This window comes from Streptomyces sp. NPDC006294 (assembly GCF_042870895.1).
Lineage (GTDB): Bacteria > Actinomycetota > Actinomycetes > Streptomycetales > Streptomycetaceae > Streptomyces.
Genome location: NZ_JBIAHV010000006.1, coordinates 157,323 through 172,323, shown reverse-complemented (window position 1 = coordinate 172,323; position 15,001 = coordinate 157,323). Strand labels below are relative to the sequence as shown.

At 73.1% G+C, this 15,001-nt stretch carries 13 protein-coding genes and 2 pseudogenes; 9 read left to right on the top strand and 6 right to left on the bottom strand.

Features of this window, described 5'->3' with window-relative positions:
- Positions 1-32 precede the first annotated feature (32 nt).
- A pseudogene (locus ACFYOP_RS12455) lies at positions 33-164 on the top strand (acyl-CoA dehydrogenase family protein); the annotation flags it as partial.
- Between the two features lie 286 nt (positions 165-450).
- Here the strand turns inward: ACFYOP_RS12455 and ACFYOP_RS12450 are convergent.
- Both ACFYOP_RS12450 and ACFYOP_RS12445 read right to left on the bottom strand, forming a co-directional pair.
- Positions 451-1,476: a LacI family DNA-binding transcriptional regulator gene (locus ACFYOP_RS12450; protein ID WP_356896071.1), complete on the bottom strand. Its 1,026-nt coding sequence runs from the start codon at positions 1,474-1,476 to the stop codon at positions 451-453.
- A 160-nt stretch (positions 1,477-1,636) separates the two neighbouring features.
- Positions 1,637-1,957: an L-rhamnose mutarotase gene (locus tag ACFYOP_RS12445; protein ID WP_356896069.1), complete on the bottom strand. Its 321-nt coding sequence runs from the start codon at positions 1,955-1,957 to the stop codon at positions 1,637-1,639.
- Between the two features lie 235 nt (positions 1,958-2,192).
- On the opposite strand from ACFYOP_RS12445, the gene rhaI reads away from it, so the two are divergent.
- From rhaI to ACFYOP_RS12415, 6 genes are all read left to right on the top strand, one after another.
- On the top strand, positions 2,193-3,353 hold the full coding sequence (gene rhaI, locus ACFYOP_RS12440) for an L-rhamnose isomerase (RefSeq protein ID WP_356896067.1): 1,161 nt from the start codon (positions 2,193-2,195) through the stop codon (positions 3,351-3,353).
- A gap of 57 nt (positions 3,354-3,410) precedes the next feature.
- Positions 3,411-5,450 (top strand): bifunctional aldolase/short-chain dehydrogenase, encoded by a 2,040-nt coding sequence (locus ACFYOP_RS12435; protein ID WP_356896065.1) that lies wholly within the window; start codon positions 3,411-3,413, stop codon positions 5,448-5,450.
- On the top strand, positions 5,447-6,895 hold the full coding sequence (locus ACFYOP_RS12430; RefSeq protein WP_356896063.1) for a rhamnulokinase family protein: 1,449 nt from the start codon (positions 5,447-5,449) through the stop codon (positions 6,893-6,895). Before ACFYOP_RS12435 ends, ACFYOP_RS12430 begins: the two co-directional genes overlap by 4 nt.
- A gap of 73 nt (positions 6,896-6,968) precedes the next feature.
- Positions 6,969-7,736 (top strand): (Fe-S)-binding protein, encoded by a 768-nt coding sequence (locus ACFYOP_RS12425; protein ID WP_356896061.1) that lies wholly within the window; start codon positions 6,969-6,971, stop codon positions 7,734-7,736.
- Positions 7,733-9,208, top strand: a complete 1,476-nt coding sequence (locus tag ACFYOP_RS12420) for a LutB/LldF family L-lactate oxidation iron-sulfur protein (protein ID WP_356896059.1) — start codon at positions 7,733-7,735, stop codon at positions 9,206-9,208. The genes ACFYOP_RS12425 and ACFYOP_RS12420 overlap by 4 nt, the downstream gene beginning before the upstream one ends.
- Positions 9,205-9,849 (top strand): LUD domain-containing protein, encoded by a 645-nt coding sequence (locus ACFYOP_RS12415; protein WP_356896056.1) that lies wholly within the window; start codon positions 9,205-9,207, stop codon positions 9,847-9,849. Before ACFYOP_RS12420 ends, ACFYOP_RS12415 begins: the two co-directional genes overlap by 4 nt.
- Positions 9,850-9,932: 83 nt before the next feature.
- Here the strand turns inward: ACFYOP_RS12415 and ACFYOP_RS12410 are convergent, their stop codons facing one another.
- Positions 9,933-10,625 carry a ribonuclease H gene (locus ACFYOP_RS12410; protein WP_356896054.1) on the bottom strand — a complete coding sequence of 231 codons (693 nt, stop codon included), beginning with the start codon at positions 10,623-10,625 and terminating at the stop codon, positions 9,933-9,935.
- 77 nt (positions 10,626-10,702) lie between these two features.
- Between ACFYOP_RS12410 and ACFYOP_RS12405 the strand changes: the two genes are divergently transcribed.
- On the top strand, positions 10,703-10,891 hold the full coding sequence (locus tag ACFYOP_RS12405) for a LamG-like jellyroll fold domain-containing protein (protein ID WP_356896052.1): 189 nt from the start codon (positions 10,703-10,705) through the stop codon (positions 10,889-10,891).
- A 109-nt stretch (positions 10,892-11,000) separates the two neighbouring features.
- Here ACFYOP_RS12405 and ACFYOP_RS12400 read toward each other — a convergent pair whose 3' ends face one another.
- Positions 11,001-11,327 (bottom strand): GNAT family N-acetyltransferase, encoded by a 327-nt coding sequence (locus tag ACFYOP_RS12400; RefSeq protein WP_356896050.1) that lies wholly within the window; start codon positions 11,325-11,327, stop codon positions 11,001-11,003.
- A gap of 217 nt (positions 11,328-11,544) precedes the next feature.
- Positions 11,545-11,850: pseudogene (locus ACFYOP_RS12395) on the bottom strand (tetratricopeptide repeat protein); the annotation flags it as partial.
- A gap of 79 nt (positions 11,851-11,929) precedes the next feature.
- On the opposite strand from ACFYOP_RS12395, the gene ACFYOP_RS12390 reads away from it, so the two are divergent.
- The gene (locus tag ACFYOP_RS12390) at positions 11,930-13,780 is read left to right on the top strand and encodes a glycoside hydrolase family 15 protein (RefSeq protein ID WP_356896048.1); all 1,851 of its coding nucleotides are present in this window, start codon (positions 11,930-11,932) and stop codon (positions 13,778-13,780) included.
- A gap of 19 nt (positions 13,781-13,799) precedes the next feature.
- Here the strand turns inward: ACFYOP_RS12390 and ACFYOP_RS12385 are convergent, their stop codons facing one another.
- On the bottom strand, positions 13,800-14,879 hold the full coding sequence (locus ACFYOP_RS12385) for a substrate-binding domain-containing protein (protein WP_356896046.1): 1,080 nt from the start codon (positions 14,877-14,879) through the stop codon (positions 13,800-13,802).
- Positions 14,880-15,001 lie beyond the last annotated feature (122 nt).

Here is a 15,001-nt window from a genome sequence, read left to right as displayed (position 1 = left end):
CACGGGCCCTCGACCCGGCCGGTACGGCGCTGGTGGCGGAGCAGGCCGGCGCGGCCACGCGCCGCCTGGAGGTCACGGTCGCCCATCTGAGGGAGCGGGTCCGGTGCGGCCGGCCCATCGGCTCGTACCAGCCGGTGAAGCACCGTCTCGTCAACGCGTACATCCAGGCCGAGGCGGCGCGCGGTCGAAAACTGGGCGCGGCGGCCGGCGCGGCACCCGGGGGCGAGCCGGCCCACGGCCGCCGCCAAGTCCGCCTGTTCCGAGGCGTTCTCCGCGGTCGCGAGCGGGGTGAGCCGGCTCCACGACGGCATCGGCATCACCTGGGAGCACGACGCCCACCGCTGCCTCAAGCAGCCCCGCGCCTCCGCCCGGTTGTCCGGGTCGCCCGCGTGGCACCGGTCCCGCCTGGCCGCCGGCCCCGGTGCGGCACACGTCCCGCCGGCCGCCGGCTCAGCGGGCGGAGAGGCTGGAGCTCCGGACGACCAGTTCGGGCTGGAGCACCACCCGCCGGTGTTCGTGCGCGCGCCGGCCGCCCTGCGCCTCGGTCTCCTCCAGCAGCAGTTCCGCGGCCATCGTGCCCATGGTGACGGCCGGTTGCCGCACCGACGTGAGCGGGACGGCCGCGGCGGCCGCGAACTCGATGTCGTCGTAGCCGACGATGGCGAGGTCGTCGGGGACCGCGACACCCGCCGCGTACAGGGCCTGGAGGACGCCGAGGGCGAGCAGGTCGTTGGCGCAGAAGACGGCGGTCGGTCGGTCGGCGAGACCGAGGATCCGGGCGCCGGCGTCCCGCCCGGCACCGACGTCGAGCCGCTCGGTGGGCAGTTCGCGCAGCGCTTCCGGCCCGAGACCGGCCTCGGCGAGTGCGTTCAGTGCGCCGGTGCGGCGGTCCCTGACCTGGTTCAGGTTCGGCGGGCCGCTGACGTAGGCGATGGAGCGGTGCCCCGCGTCGAGCAGGTGCCGTACGGCCAGCGCGCCGCCCGTCACGTCGTCGACGGAGACCGAGCATTCGGTGAGGCCCTCGGCGACACGGTCGACGAGGACGAAGGGGATGTTGTGGCGGCGGAAGGCGGCGACGGTGCTCCCGGTGGCGTCGGCCGGGGTCAACAGCACTCCCCGTACCCGCTGTTCGGCGAAGAGCGACAGATACTCGGCCTCCTCGCCGGGGCTCTGGTCGCTGTTGCAGACCATCACGCCGAGGCCGGCCCTCCGGGCGGCGCGCTCGGCTCCGCGGGCCACGTCGACGAAGAACGGGTTGCCCATGTCCAGGACGAGCAGTCCCATGATCCTGCTGCGGCCGGCGCGCAACTGGCGTGCGGACTCGCTGCGGACGTACCCGAGCCGGTCGATGGCGGACAGCACCCGGGACCGGGTCTCGGCGGCCACCGAGTCCGGACGGTTGATGACGTTCGACACCGTGCCCACGGAGACGTTGGCGGCGCGAGCGACGTCCTTGATACCCACCGACTGGGACATCAGGCAGGAACCTCCGAGAGGACGAGAGGGCGAGGGCGCGGGGAGCGAGGGGGCGCGTGAGACGAGTGACGAGGGGCGGCCGGAGCGCTTCACACTACCGTCACGCCGTCTCGGGAGCCGCCCCGGTCAGGCGCCCGGACCGACACCGGCGGCCGGGTCGTCAGGCGAGATGGAACACCTCGGCGAGGGGTTTCATCGCCTCGTCGGGGCGGGCGCCGTCGAGCGATTCGAAGAACGGCGCCATCCCGGCCTGCCAGCGGGCGTTCACCTCGGTGGCCTCCATGGCGGCCTGCGCCGCGGCGAAGTCCTCGGTCTCCAGATAGCCGACCAGGAGGCCGTCGTCGCGCAGGAAGAGCGAGTAGTTGTGCCAGCCGGCGGCGGAGAGCGCCTCGAGCATGTCCGGCCACACGGCAGCGTGCCGTTCGCGGTACTCGGCGATCCGGTCCTCACGGACCTTGAGGAGGAAACAGACGCGCTGCACGGGATGCGCTCCTAACGGTGACGATGCGATGAAAGGTTTCAACCCACCCTCTGGGACGTTAAGCAGGGACAGCACGTCCGGTCAAGGAGCAGGCCGGCACCCTGCGCCAGAATCGACCGACCCGCGACCTGCCGACAGGGTTGACACCTTCACCCGAGCCCCCTAGCTTCACTTTTGAATCGTTTCATAAAGACCTTCGACCAGCCCTTCCGACCGATGTCACAGGAGTCCTGCAGTGACCGATCTCGCCGCGGTGAAGGCCGCACTCAAGACCCAGGCCATCGAGACGCCGTCCTGGGCGTACGGGAACTCGGGGACCCGCTTCAAGGTGTTCGCCCAGCCGGGAGTGCCGCGTACCCCGCGGGAGAAGCTGGACGACGCCGCACGGGTGCACGCGCACACCGGCGCCGCCCCGTCCGTCGCGCTGCACATCCCGTGGGACAGGGTCGACGACTACGCAGCTCTCGCCGCGCACGCCGAGCAGCTGGGCCTGCGGATCGGGGCGATCAACTCCAACGTCTTCCAGGACGACGACTACAAGCTGGGCTCGGTGACGAATCCCGACCCGCGGGTGCGGCGCAAGGCGATCGCCCATCTCCTCGACTGCGTCGACATCATGGACGCCACCGGGTCCAAGGACCTGAAGCTGTGGTTCTCCGACGGGACCAACTACCCGGGCCAGGGCGACATCCGCTCCCGCCAGGACCGGCTGTCGGAGGCGCTCACGGTCGTCTACGACCGGCTCGGCGACGACCAGCGGATGCTCCTGGAGTACAAGCTCTTCGAGCCGGCCTTCTACACGACCGACGTGCCGGACTGGGGCACGGCGTACGCGCACTGCCTCAAGCTGGGCGACAAGGCGCAGGTCGTCGTGGACACCGGGCACCACGCGCCGGGCACCAACATCGAGTTCATCGTGGCGGTGCTGCTGCGCGAGGGGAAGCTCGGCGGTTTCGACTTCAACTCGCGCTTCTACGCGGACGACGACCTGATGGTCGGGGCCGCCGACCCGTTCCAGCTGTTCCGGATCATGTACGAGGTGGTGCGCGGCGGTGGTTTCACACCCGACGTCGCCTTCATGCTCGACCAGTGCCACAACATCGAGGCCAAGATCCCGGCGATCATCCGCTCGGTGATGAACGTGCAGGAGGCCACCGCGAAGGCACTGCTCGTGGACCACGACGCGCTCGCCGCGGCGCAGGCGGCGGGGGACGTGCTGGCGGCCAACGCCGTGTTCATGGACGCGTACAACACGGATGTGCGGCCGCTGCTGGCGCAGGTCCGTGAGGAGCAGGGGCTCGACCCGGACCCGGTGGCCGCGTACCGGGCCTCCGGCTGGCAGGAGCGGATCGCCGCCGAGCGGGTCGGTGGGCAGCAGGCGGGCTGGGGAGCCTGACCCCGCCGCGCCTGCCGGAGCTCACGTACGTCATCTTCCCGAAGGACTGATCTCAACATGGCCGTTCATCCCGAAGCCGCCGCGCTGCTCGCCCGTTCGCACCGGCTCGGCGCCGATCCCCGTAACACCAACTACGCCGGCGGCAACACCTCCGCCAAGGGCGCCGCGACCGACCCCGTCACCGGCGGCGACGTCGAGCTGATGTGGGTCAAGGGCTCGGGGGGCGACCTGGGCACGCTCACCGAGGGCGGGCTCGCCGCCCTGCGGCTGGACCGGCTGCGCGCCCTCACCGGCGTCTATCCGGGCGTGGAGCGCGAGGACGAGATGGTCGCCGCGTTCGACTACTGCCTGCACGGCAAGGGGGGCGCCGCGCCCTCCATCGACACGGCCATGCACGGCCTGGTGGACGCCGCACATGTCGACCATCTGCATCCCGACTCCGGCATCGCGCTGGCCTGCGCGGCGGACGGCGAGAAGCTGACCGCCGAGTGCTTCGGCGACACGGTGGTATGGGTGCCGTGGCGGCGGCCCGGATTCCAGCTCGGCCTGGACATCGCGGCGGTCAAGGAGGCCAACCCGCAGGCCGTCGGCTGCGTCCTCGGCGGCCACGGCATCACCGCCTGGGGCGACACCTCCGAGGAGTGCGAGCGCAATTCGCTGCACATCATCCGCACCGCGGAGGCGTTCCTCGCGGAGCGCGGGAAGCCGGATCCCTTCGGCCCGGTGATCGAGGGGTACGAGCCGCTGCCCGAGGCCGAGCGGCGGGAGCGGGCCGCGGCCCTGGCGCCGCACATCCGTGCCGTCGCGTCCGGGGACCGGCCGCAGGTGGGCCACTTCGACGACTCCCCCGCCGTCCTCGACTTCCTGGCGCGGGCCGAGCACCCCAGGCTGGCGGCCCTGGGCACGTCCTGCCCGGACCACTTCCTGCGGACCAAGGTCAGGCCGCTGGTCCTGGACCTGCCGCCGACGGCCCCGGCGGACGAGGCGGTCGCCCGGCTCGGTGAGCTGCACGCCGCGTACCGCGAGGAGTACGCCGCCTACTACCGGCGGCACGCACTGCCCGACTCCCCCGCGATGCGCGGCGCCGACCCGGCGATCGTCCTGGTGCCGGGCGTGGGCATGTTCAGCTTCGGCAAGGACAAGCAGACCGCCCGGGTCGCGGGCGAGTTCTACCGCAACGCGGTCAATGTGATGCGCGGAGCCGAGGCGGTCTCCGCCTACCGGCCCATCGACGAGGCGGAGAAGTTCCGCATCGAGTACTGGGAGCTGGAGGAGGCGAAGCTGCGGCGGATGCCGGCGCCCAAGCCGCTGGCCACGCGAGTCGCCCTGGTCACCGGTGCCGGTTCCGGCATCGGCCGGGCGATCGCGCACCGGCTGGTCGCCGAGGGCGCGTGCGTCGTGGTCGCGGACCTGGACGCCGCGAACGCGGCCGCCGTCGCCGAGGAACTCGGCGGGCCGGACAAGGCGGTCGCCGTGACCGTCGACGTGACGTCCGAGGAGCAGATCACCGACGCGTTCAAGGCGGCGGTCCTCGCCTTCGGCGGCGTGGACCTGGTGGTCAACAACGCCGGCATCTCGATCTCCAGGCCGCTGCTCGAGACGACGGCGAAGGACTGGGACCTCCAGCACGCCATCATGGCCCGCGGTTCGTTCCTCGTCTCCCGCGAGGCGGCCCGGGTCATGACCGCGCAGCGGCTGGGCGGCGACATCGTCTACATCGCCTCGAAGAACGCCGTCTTCGCCGGCCCGAACAACATCGCCTACTCGGCCACCAAGGCCGACCAGGCCCACCAGGTACGGCTGCTCGCCGCCGAACTCGGCGGGCACGGCATCCGCGTCAACGGCGTCAACCCGGACGGCGTCGTCCGCGGCTCCGGCATCTTCGCCGGCGGCTGGGGCGCCCAGCGCGCCGCCGTGTACGGGGTGCCGGAGGACAAGCTCGGCGAGTTCTACGCCGGCCGGACGCTCCTCAAGCGGGAGGTGCTGCCCGAGCACGTGGCGAACGCCGTCTTCGCGCTCACCGGCGGCGACCTCACCCACACCACCGGACTGCACATCCCGGTCGACGCCGGTGTCGCCGCGGCCTTCCTGCGATGAGCGGGGCCGTGCGGTCGTACGCCGCGGTCGATCTCGGCGCGTCCAACGGGCGGGTCATGACCGGCCGCGTCGGCCCCGGCACCCTGGAGCTGACCGAGGCGCACCGCTTCCCCAACCGGCCGGTCCGGCTGCCGGAAGGGCTGCGCTGGGACATCCTCGGGCTCTACGCCGGCGTCCTCGACGGGCTGCGGGCGGCCGGGCGGGTCGACTCGGCCGGCATCGACGGCTGGGCCGTCGACTACGGCCTGCTCGACGCGGACGGCGCCCTGCTCGGCAACCCCGTCCACTACCGCGACCCGGGAACCGAGAGGATCGCGGAGACGGTGCGGGCGGCGGTGCCCGCCGGCGAACTGTACGCGGCGACCGGGCTCCAGGACGCCCCCTTCAACACGCTGTACCGGCTCGTGGCCGCCCGTTCCTCCGGCCACATGGCGCTCGCGAAGCGCCTGCTGCTCGTCCCCGACCTGATCGCCTACTGGCTCACCGGTGAGCCGGGCACCGAGCTGACCAACGCCTCGACCACCCAGCTCGTCGACCCGGTGACCCGCGACTGGGCGCACGGGATCGCCCGCCGGCTGGACGTCGACCTGGGCCTGTTCGCGCCGCTGCGGCAGCCCGGCGACCCGGCCGGTGTGCTGCTCCCGGAGGTGCTGGAGCAGATCGGGTCGACCGGTCCGGTGCCGGTGACGGCCGTCGCCTCGCACGACACGGCGTCCGCGGTGGCCGCCGTGCCCGCCACGGGCGAACGGTTCGCGTACATCTGCACCGGCACCTGGTCGCTCGCGGGCCTGGAGCTGGACGCTCCCGTGCTCACCGAGGCGAGCCGCGCCGCCAACTTCACCAACGAGCTGGGGCTGGACGGCACGGTCCGCTACCTGCGGAACATCATGGGCCTGTGGCTCCTCCAGGAGTGCCTGCGGTCCTGGGGCGACCCCGGTCTGGGCGAGTTGCTGCTCGCCGCGGAGAGCGTGCCGGCGCTGCGCTCGGTGGTGGACGCGGGAGACCCGGCGTTCCTCGCGCCGGGACGGATGCCGGAGCGGATCGCGGAGGCGTGCCGGGCGTCGGGGCAGCCGGTGCCCGGCTCCCCCGCCGAGACCACCCGCTGCGTCCTCGACTCACTGGCCCTCGCCCACCGGCGGGCCGTCGAGGACGCCCAGCGGCTGGCGGACCGTCCGGTCGACGTCGTGCACGTCGTCGGCGGCGGCGCCCGCAACGCGCTGCTGTGCCGGCTGACCGCCGACGCCTGCGGGCTGCCGGTGGTGGCGGGGCCGGCGGAAGCGGCCGCGTTCGGTAACGTCCTGGTGCAGGCACGGGCCCAGGGGGTCGTCGGCGACCGGTGGCACATGCGGGAACTGCTCGCCCGTACGCAGCCATTGACGCGGTACGAGCCGCAGGGCGGCACGGCCCCGTGGCGCGCGGCGCAGGCCCGGCTCACCGGGCGCTGAGTGGCCGCCCCGGCGGCCGTGCGGCGCACCGGCGCGCCGCGCCCGTCCGACGATCGACGACAAGGAGTCCGCGATGCGTGTCGCCCTGTTCCTGACCTGCGTCAATGACACGCTCTACCCGGACACCGGGCGGGCCGTGGTGAAACTGCTGACCAGGCTGGGTGTGGAGGTCGACTTCCCGATGGGCCAGACCTGTTGCGGTCAGGCCCACTACAACACCGGCTACCGGCACGAGGCCGAGCCGCTCGCCCGCCGCTTCGCGGACGTGTTCCGCGACTACGACGCGATCGTCACGCCCTCCGGGTCGTGCGGGGCGATGGTGCGGGAGCTGTACCCGCGCATGGGCGAGCGGGCCCGGGCCGAAGGGCGCGGCGACTCGCTCGCCGCCGCCCTGGCGCCGGTGGTGCCGAAGACGTACGAACTCACCGAGTTCCTGGTGGACGTGCTGGGCGTGACCGACGTCGGGGCGCACTATCCGCACCGGGTGACGTACCACCCGACCTGTCACGGTCTGCGCGGCCTCGGACTCGGCGACCGTCCCCGGCGGCTGCTGGAGGCCGTCAAGGGGCTGGAGCTGGTGGAGCTCCCGGGCGCGGAGGAGTGCTGCGGCTTCGGGGGCACGTTCGCAGTGAAGAACCCCGACGTCTCGGCGGCGATGGGAGCCGACAAGGTGCGCAGCGCCGAGTCGACCGGCGCCGACGTGCTGTGCGCGGCCGACAATTCCTGTCTGATGCACATCGGCGGGACGATGGCCCGGCTGAGGACGGCCGTGCGGCCCGTCCACCTCGCGGAGATCCTGGCGAGCACGGAAGCGGACACAGAAGAGGAGACCGGGGCATGAGTGGAACCTTCGTCGGCATGCCGGCCTTCCCCGAGGCCGCGCGACAGGCCGTCCACGACCGCACGCTGCGCGGCAATCTGCGGCACGCCACCCACACGATCCGCGCCAAGCGGGAGAAGGCCGTGGCGGAGCTGTCGGACTGGGTCGAGCTGCGGGAGGCGGGCCGGCGGATCAAGGACCACACGCTGCGCCGTCTCGACCGCTATCTCGTGCAGTTGGAGGAGTCCGTCACGGCCGCCGGCGGCACCGTCCACTGGGCCGCCGACGCGGAGGAGGCCAACCGGATCGTGACCGGGCTGGTCCGGGCGACCGGCGAGAGCGAGGTCGTCAAGGTCAAGTCGATGGCCACGCAGGAGATCGGCCTCAACGAGGCGCTGGAGGCCGCGGGCATCCACGCCTACGAGACCGACCTCGCCGAGCTGATCGTGCAGTTGGGCGAGGACCGGCCCTCGCACATCCTGGTCCCGGCGATCCACCGCAACCGCGGTGAGATCCGGGACATCTTCCGCTCCGAGATGGGCGAGTGGGGCCGTCCGGCGCCCGAGGGGCTGACCGACACGCCCGCGGAGCTCGCGGAGGCCGCGCGGCTGCATCTGCGGGAGAAGTTCCTGCGCGCCAAGGTGGGCGTCTCCGGCGCCAACTTCATGGTCGCCGAGACGGGCACCCTGGTGGTGGTCGAGTCCGAGGGCAACGGGCGGATGTGCCTCACCCTCCCCGAGACGCTGATCTCGGTCGTCGGCATCGAGAAGATCGTGCCGACCTGGCGGGACCTGGAGGTGTTCCTGCAGACGCTCCCCCGCTCCTCGACGGCGGAGCGGATGAACCCGTACACCTCGATGTGGACGGGCACCTCCGACGGGGACGGTCCGGCGGCGTTCCATCTGGTGCTGCTGGACAACGGCCGCAGCGACACCCTCGCCGACGAGGTCGGCCGGCAGGCGCTGCGCTGCATCCGCTGCTCGGCGTGCCTCAACGTCTGCCCGGTGTACGAGCGGGCCGGCGGTCACGCGTACGGCTCGGTCTACCCGGGGCCGATCGGCGCCATCCTCAGCCCCCAACTGCGGGGTACGGGAAGCGAGATCGACGCCTCGCTGCCGTACGCCTCGAGTCTGTGCGGGGCCTGCTACGAGGTGTGCCCGGTAGCGATCGACATCCCCGAGGTGCTGGTGCATCTGCGCGAACGGGTCGTTGAGGGCGGCCCGGTGACCCGGCGCGGCGAGAAGGTGGTGCTGAAGCCCGCGAAGGGGCACGCTGCCGAGCGGGCGGCCATGCGGGCCGCCCGGTGGGCCCTCAGCCGGCCCGGCGCGCTGCGCGCCGGGCAGCGGCTCGCCTCGCGCACCCGGCGCCTCCATCCGCGGACGCTGCCCGGGCCCGGCCGGGCGTGGAGCGGCACCCGGGACCTTCCGGCGGTGCCGGCGGAACCGTTCCGGGACTGGTGGCAGCGGACCGGCGGCGGGAAGGACACGAAGTGAGCAGCAGGCAACGTGTCCTGGGCCGGGTCCGGCGCGCGCTCGCCGACGTGCCCGCCGACGACACGCCGTACGAGCAGGCGGTCGAGCGCGCCTATCTGCGCGAGCACGTGTCCGGGGACACCGACCGGACGGTGACGCTGCTCGCCGAGAACCTCGCGGACTACCGGGCGGTCGTGCACCACTGCGACGCCGCCGGGCTGGCGGAGACGATCGCCGGGCTGCTCGACGCCCGCGGCGCGTCATCCGTGCTCGTACCGCCCGGGCTGGACGAGCGCTGGCTGGCGGCCACCTCCGCCGTGCGGGTGGCCGACCGGCCGGAGAGCACGCCGGAGGAACTGGACCGGGTGGACAGCGTGGTCACCGGCTGCGCCGTCGCGATCGCCGAGACGGGGACGATCGTGCTCGACGCCTCGCCCGACCAGGGCCGGCGCCGCGTCACCCTCGTCCCCGACCACCACATCTGCGTCGTACGCGTCCCCGGCCAGGTCGTGTCGTCCGTGCCGCTGGCGCTGGAACGGCTCGACCCGGTACGCCCACTGACGTGGATCTCCGGCCCGTCGGCCACCAGCGACATCGAACTCGACCGGGTCGAGGGGGTGCACGGTCCGCGCACCCTGGAGGTGGTGCTGGTGACGGACTGAGACCGGCCGCGCCGTTCTCGGCGGGGCCGGGACCGGGGGTCACGCCGGGGCCGGCCACTGTCTTCGACGGACGGCCCCCGCGTTCAGGCGCCGGCCGTGGCGCAGGCGGGGTGGCCCCAGCCGTCGTCGTTCTTCGTGATGGTCTCGCCCTTGGCGTAGGGCCGGCCGCAGCGGCACCGGCCGGGGAACCTGGCCTTCACCGAACCGCGCCCGGCGCCCGCCGGTGCGCGGTGCGCCGCAGCGGCGGGCCGGCGGGACCGCGCCCCGGCGCCGGTCCGGGCCGGCGCCTCGGGCGGCGGCAGGGCGGACCCGGCGGCCGAGCCGGCGGCCTCCTGCGTGACGGCGGTGCGGCTGGCCGCCCCGTCGGCGGCGGCGTTCAGCGGATCGCCGTCGACCTGGTGCGCGGGGGTGTGGACGAATGTGACGTCCCGGCCGGTCAGCAGGGTGTCGATGGCCATCACAAGCTCCTGGTTGGCCACCGGGCCGCCGGAGGCCGTCCGCCAGCCCTTGCGGCGCCAGCCCGGCAGCCAGGTGGTCACCGCCTTCATGGCGTACTGCGAGTCCATCCGCACTTCGAGCGGGGTCATCGGGTCGGTCGACCGCAGGAGTTCCAGCAGGGCGGTCAGCTCCGCCACGTTGTTCGTGGCCCGGCCGAGCGGCCCCGCCTCCCAGGAGAGGACGCTCCCGTCCGCGTCTCCGACGACCCACGCCCAGGCCGCGGGCCCGGGATTCCCCTTCGACGCCCCGTCGCACGCGGCAATGATCCGTTCCACCATTCCCCCGATGCTGCCACGTGCGCCGCGCGGGCCCGCGCCGGGGGCGTCGCTCACGCGCCGGCGGTCGCGGAAGCCAGATGCGGGAACCGGAACCCGGTGCGGCTGCGGAAGACGGCACCGGCGCGCTCTGCGTGGGCCGGGCCCGGTGGAGCGGCCAGAACGTCGACTTCTGGCACGGCGCGATCGACCAGGTCCGCGCCTGCGACAGGGCGCTCACCGCCGAGGAGGTGAGCGCGCTCCGCACCGAGGAGCAGCCGCGGTCCTGAGCCGCGGCGCACCGCTTTGGTCCCCGGCGGCCGGCCCACGCCTGCTCGCCGGGGACCGGCCGGCGCCCGGCCCGCGTCCGGGCCACGTCAGCTCAGCTCGCGGCGGCGGTCATGCCGTCGCGGTGCGGGGCAGGTCGAAGCGCTCCCGGTCCTCTTCGGGTACGAGGTCCAGATAGGCAGCAAGGTCCTGCGCGATGATCTTTCGGACGTAGGGGCAGAACGGCAGCACGGCCAGTCCCCGGCGGCGCGCGTCGTCCAGCTCGCCGGTGACCAGTTCCCGGGCCATGCCGCGGCCGGAGAACTCCGGAAGGGTCTCGGTGTGGGTGAAGGCGATGCTCCGGCCGGTGAGCTCGTAGTCGGAGAAGCCCGCCAGGGCCCCGCCGTCGTGGATCTCGTAGCGGCGCTGCTCGGTGTTGTCATGGACGGTGGTGCTCATACGGGCATCCTCCTGCGAACTCTCCGGGCGGAACACGGCCGGACCGGCGACCGCCCGGGCTCCAGACGGAGTGACGGCTGACGATCGGCACGCGGTCGAAGGCACCGATGGTAGTGACGACCCATCAGGCGGCCCCGGGGCTCACCGCAGCAGGACACCGAAAGCAGTCGTGAAGAACGCTTCGTGAGGCGACGGGGCGGCCGGACACGTTTCGCGGTCACAGCCGGTCGAAGTCGCCCGCGAGCGCCGAGGCGATCCGCAGATGGGACTTCGCCTCCTCGTCACGGCCCTGCCGTTCCAGCGTCCGTCCGAGCAGCAGCCGGGCGTACTCCCCCACGGGGTCGCGCTCCACGAGGGCGCGGCATTCGGCCTCGGCGCGCCGCAGCTGGGCCGAGTGGTAGTACGCACGCGCCAGCAGCAGCCGCGGTCCGGACTGCTCCGGCACCTCGTCGACCAGCTTGTCCAGGACGCGGGCGGCCCGGGCGTAGTCCTTGGCCTCGAAGAACTTCCGCGCGCGCTCCCAGGCGGCCGGGCGTGCCGGGGCCGCCCCCCGTGCGTACGCTCAGGACAGGGCACAGAGGGGCTCCGACAGGGGAAATGACATGTCCACTCGGATCGCCGATTACGGGATGCTCGCCGATGGCAGTTCCGCCGCCCTCCTCGACCGGCGCGGGTCGATCGACTGGATGTGTGTGCCGCGGTTCGACAGCCCGGCGTTGTTCGCACGGCTGCTCGATCCCGAGGCCGGGCACTGGTCGATCACACCGGCCGGCCGGTTCGAGGTGACGCGGCGTTATCTGCCGGGCACGCTGGTCGTCGAGACGACGTTCGCCACCACGTCCGGCGTGGCGCGGCTGCGGGACGCGCTCGCGGTTGCCGAGGGGCAGCGCGGCCACGAGCTGGGCATGTCGCCGCCGCACGAGCTGCTGCGCGAGGTCGAGGGGGTGAGCGGCGAGGCCGCGTTCGACGTGGAGCTGGTGCCCCGTCCCGAATACGGGCTGGTGCGGCCGCTGTTGCGGCTCACGGACGGTGGGATGCGCACCTTTGGCGGCCCGAATCAGATCGCCGTGCGTTCCCCGGTTCCGCTGGACGGGGGTGAGTCGCGCGTACGGGCGAGGCTGAACGTGGCGGCCGGGCAGCGGTTCGGTTTCTCGCTCGTGTGGGCGCCCCCGGAAGTGGCCCCGCCGGAGCCGACCGCTCCCGAGCGGGTGACGGGGCGGATCGACGACACCGTCGAGGCGTGGCGGTCGTGGGAGGCGGAGCACGACAACTACCGGGGTCCGCACCGCGAGCTGATCCTGCTGTCGTCGCGGGTGCTCAAGGGGCTCACCTACCGCCCGACCGGCGCCATCGTCGCCGCACCGACGACCTCCCTGCCCGAGACCGTGGGAGGGACGCGCAACTGGGACTACCGCTACGCCTGGATCCGCGACGCCAGTCTGACCCTGGAAGCCCTCTACCAGGGCGCGTGCCCCGAAGAGGCGGTCGACTTCGTCTCCTTCATGACCAGCTCCGCCGGCGGAACCTCCGGTGCGGACTCGTCGCTGCAGATCATGTACGGGGTCGGCGGCGAGCACGACCTCACCGAGCGCCTGCTGCCGCATCTGCGCGGATGGCGGGACTCCCGCCCGGTGCGGGCCGGCAACGCGGCATGGGCGCAGACCCAGCTCGACGTCTACGGAGAGCTGCTGAACGCGCTGCACCTGTACCGGGAGCGGCTCGGGGAACTGCATCCGGAGATCCAGCGGTTCGCCGCCGGACTGGCGGACACGGCGGCGCGCCGCTGGACGGAGCCCGACGCCGGCATGTGGGAGATGCGCGGCGAACCAGGCCATCACCTGTCGTCGAAGGTGCTGTGCTGGGTCGCGCTCGACCGGGCGGTGAAACTCGCCCCGCGCCTGGGCGAACACGCGCGCCCCGAAGCATGGGCGGCCGAGCGGGACCGCGTCCGCGCGGCCGTTCTCGAACACGGCTGGAGCGAACGGCGAGGCGCCTACGCCCAGGCGTTCGGCTCCGACGAACTCGACGCCGCCGCCCTGCTCATGCCGCTCTACGGCTTCCTGCCCGCCACCGACGCACGCATGAACGCGACGATCGAGGCGATCGCCCGCGAGCTCACCGACGACGGGCTGGTGCTGCGCTACCGGCTGACCGATGACCGCAACATCGACGGACTCGCCGGAAGCGAGGGCACGTTCGTGCTCTGCTCGTTCTGGCTCGCCTCCGCCCTCGCCCAGGCCGGCCGCCCCGACCGGGCACAGGCCCTCTTCGACCGCGTCGCCGGCTTCGCCAACGACCTCGGGCTCCTCGCCGAGGAGGTCGACCCGCGCACCGGTGAACTGCTCGGCAACTTCCCGCAGGCGTTCAGCCACATCGGGCTGATCAACGCGGCCGCCGCCGTCGACCGCGCCGACGGCGCACCGCCTCGCCACGGCGTCGACCCGTCGCGATGAGCGGGCGAAAGCCGGTCCGTCACACTCCTCCGCTGGACGCGCGGACGCGGAGTTCGGGGAGGATGGACACCTGGCGCCGGGGGCGGTCCGGTTCGGCGACCCGGGCGGCGAGGAGTTCGACGGCGGAGACTCCCACCTCGTGTTTCGAGGGGGCTACGGCGCTGAGGGGGAGGTCGCCGAGGCCGGCGACCTCGTCGTCGTACGACACGACGGCCAAGTCGCCGGGGACGGTGAGCGAGCGGGCACTCAGCCGCTGCAGCAGTACGAGCGCGTCGCCGTCCGGGTGGACCACGGCCGCGTCGATGCGGCCGGCCGTCACCGCGTCCAGGAACCGGGCCATGGAACGGTCGTACTCCGGGTTGCCGGGGCGGTGCGTCCCGAGGTCGACGTGGCCGACGTTCTCGGGCGCGTCGAGTCCCGCCAGGTCGAGCCCCGCGCGGAAGCCCTCCTCGAGCAGCGGGGCGGTGGGGGTCCCCCCGCGGGTCAGCAGCGCGATGCGGCGGCGGCCGCGCGTGACGAGATGGTGGACGGCGAGTCGGGCGCCGTAGGCGTGGTCGGTGACGACGTGCTCGACGGCCGGGCCGACCGCCCGGGGGCGCCGCTCCACGAGGACGAGGGGGATGCCGAGCTCCTCGTACCACGCGCAGTCGGTCGGGGCCGCGGCCGTGGTGGTGGGCGCCAGCAGCAGGCCGTCCACGCCCGCGTCGACCATCGCGTGCGCCTGCGCGCGCTCTCCGTCGACGTCGTACTCGGAGATGCGCAGCACAAGGCGGGCGCCCCGTGCCGTCGCGGCCTCCCGCACGGCCCTGATCACCTCCGGGTAGTAGTACGTGGCGGACGGCACGACCATGCCGAACGTGAGCTCTCGCGAGGCCTGTCGAGGTGCGGCGCCGGTGCCGGCGGCGGACGGCCCCCGGTCCTCGGGGAGCCTGGCGCCGCCGTGGACCCGTACCACCAGCCCGCGTTCCGCGAGCGCTTCGACGTCCTTGCGGACGGTGACGGGTGAGACCCGCAGCTCCGCCGCGGCCTCGGTGACCCGCACCGAGCCGTGCCGGCGCACCTTGAGCAGGATCGCCTGAAGCCTGTCCTCGGCGTGCACGTGAACTCCCCCTCGTCGTCGCTCATCACAGGCCGCGCACTCTACGGGCGCGACTGTCTTTTCCGCACGCTCACTTTCGAAAAACGAAGAATTGAGCGAATGAGCGTCGAAAGCGTTGCTTG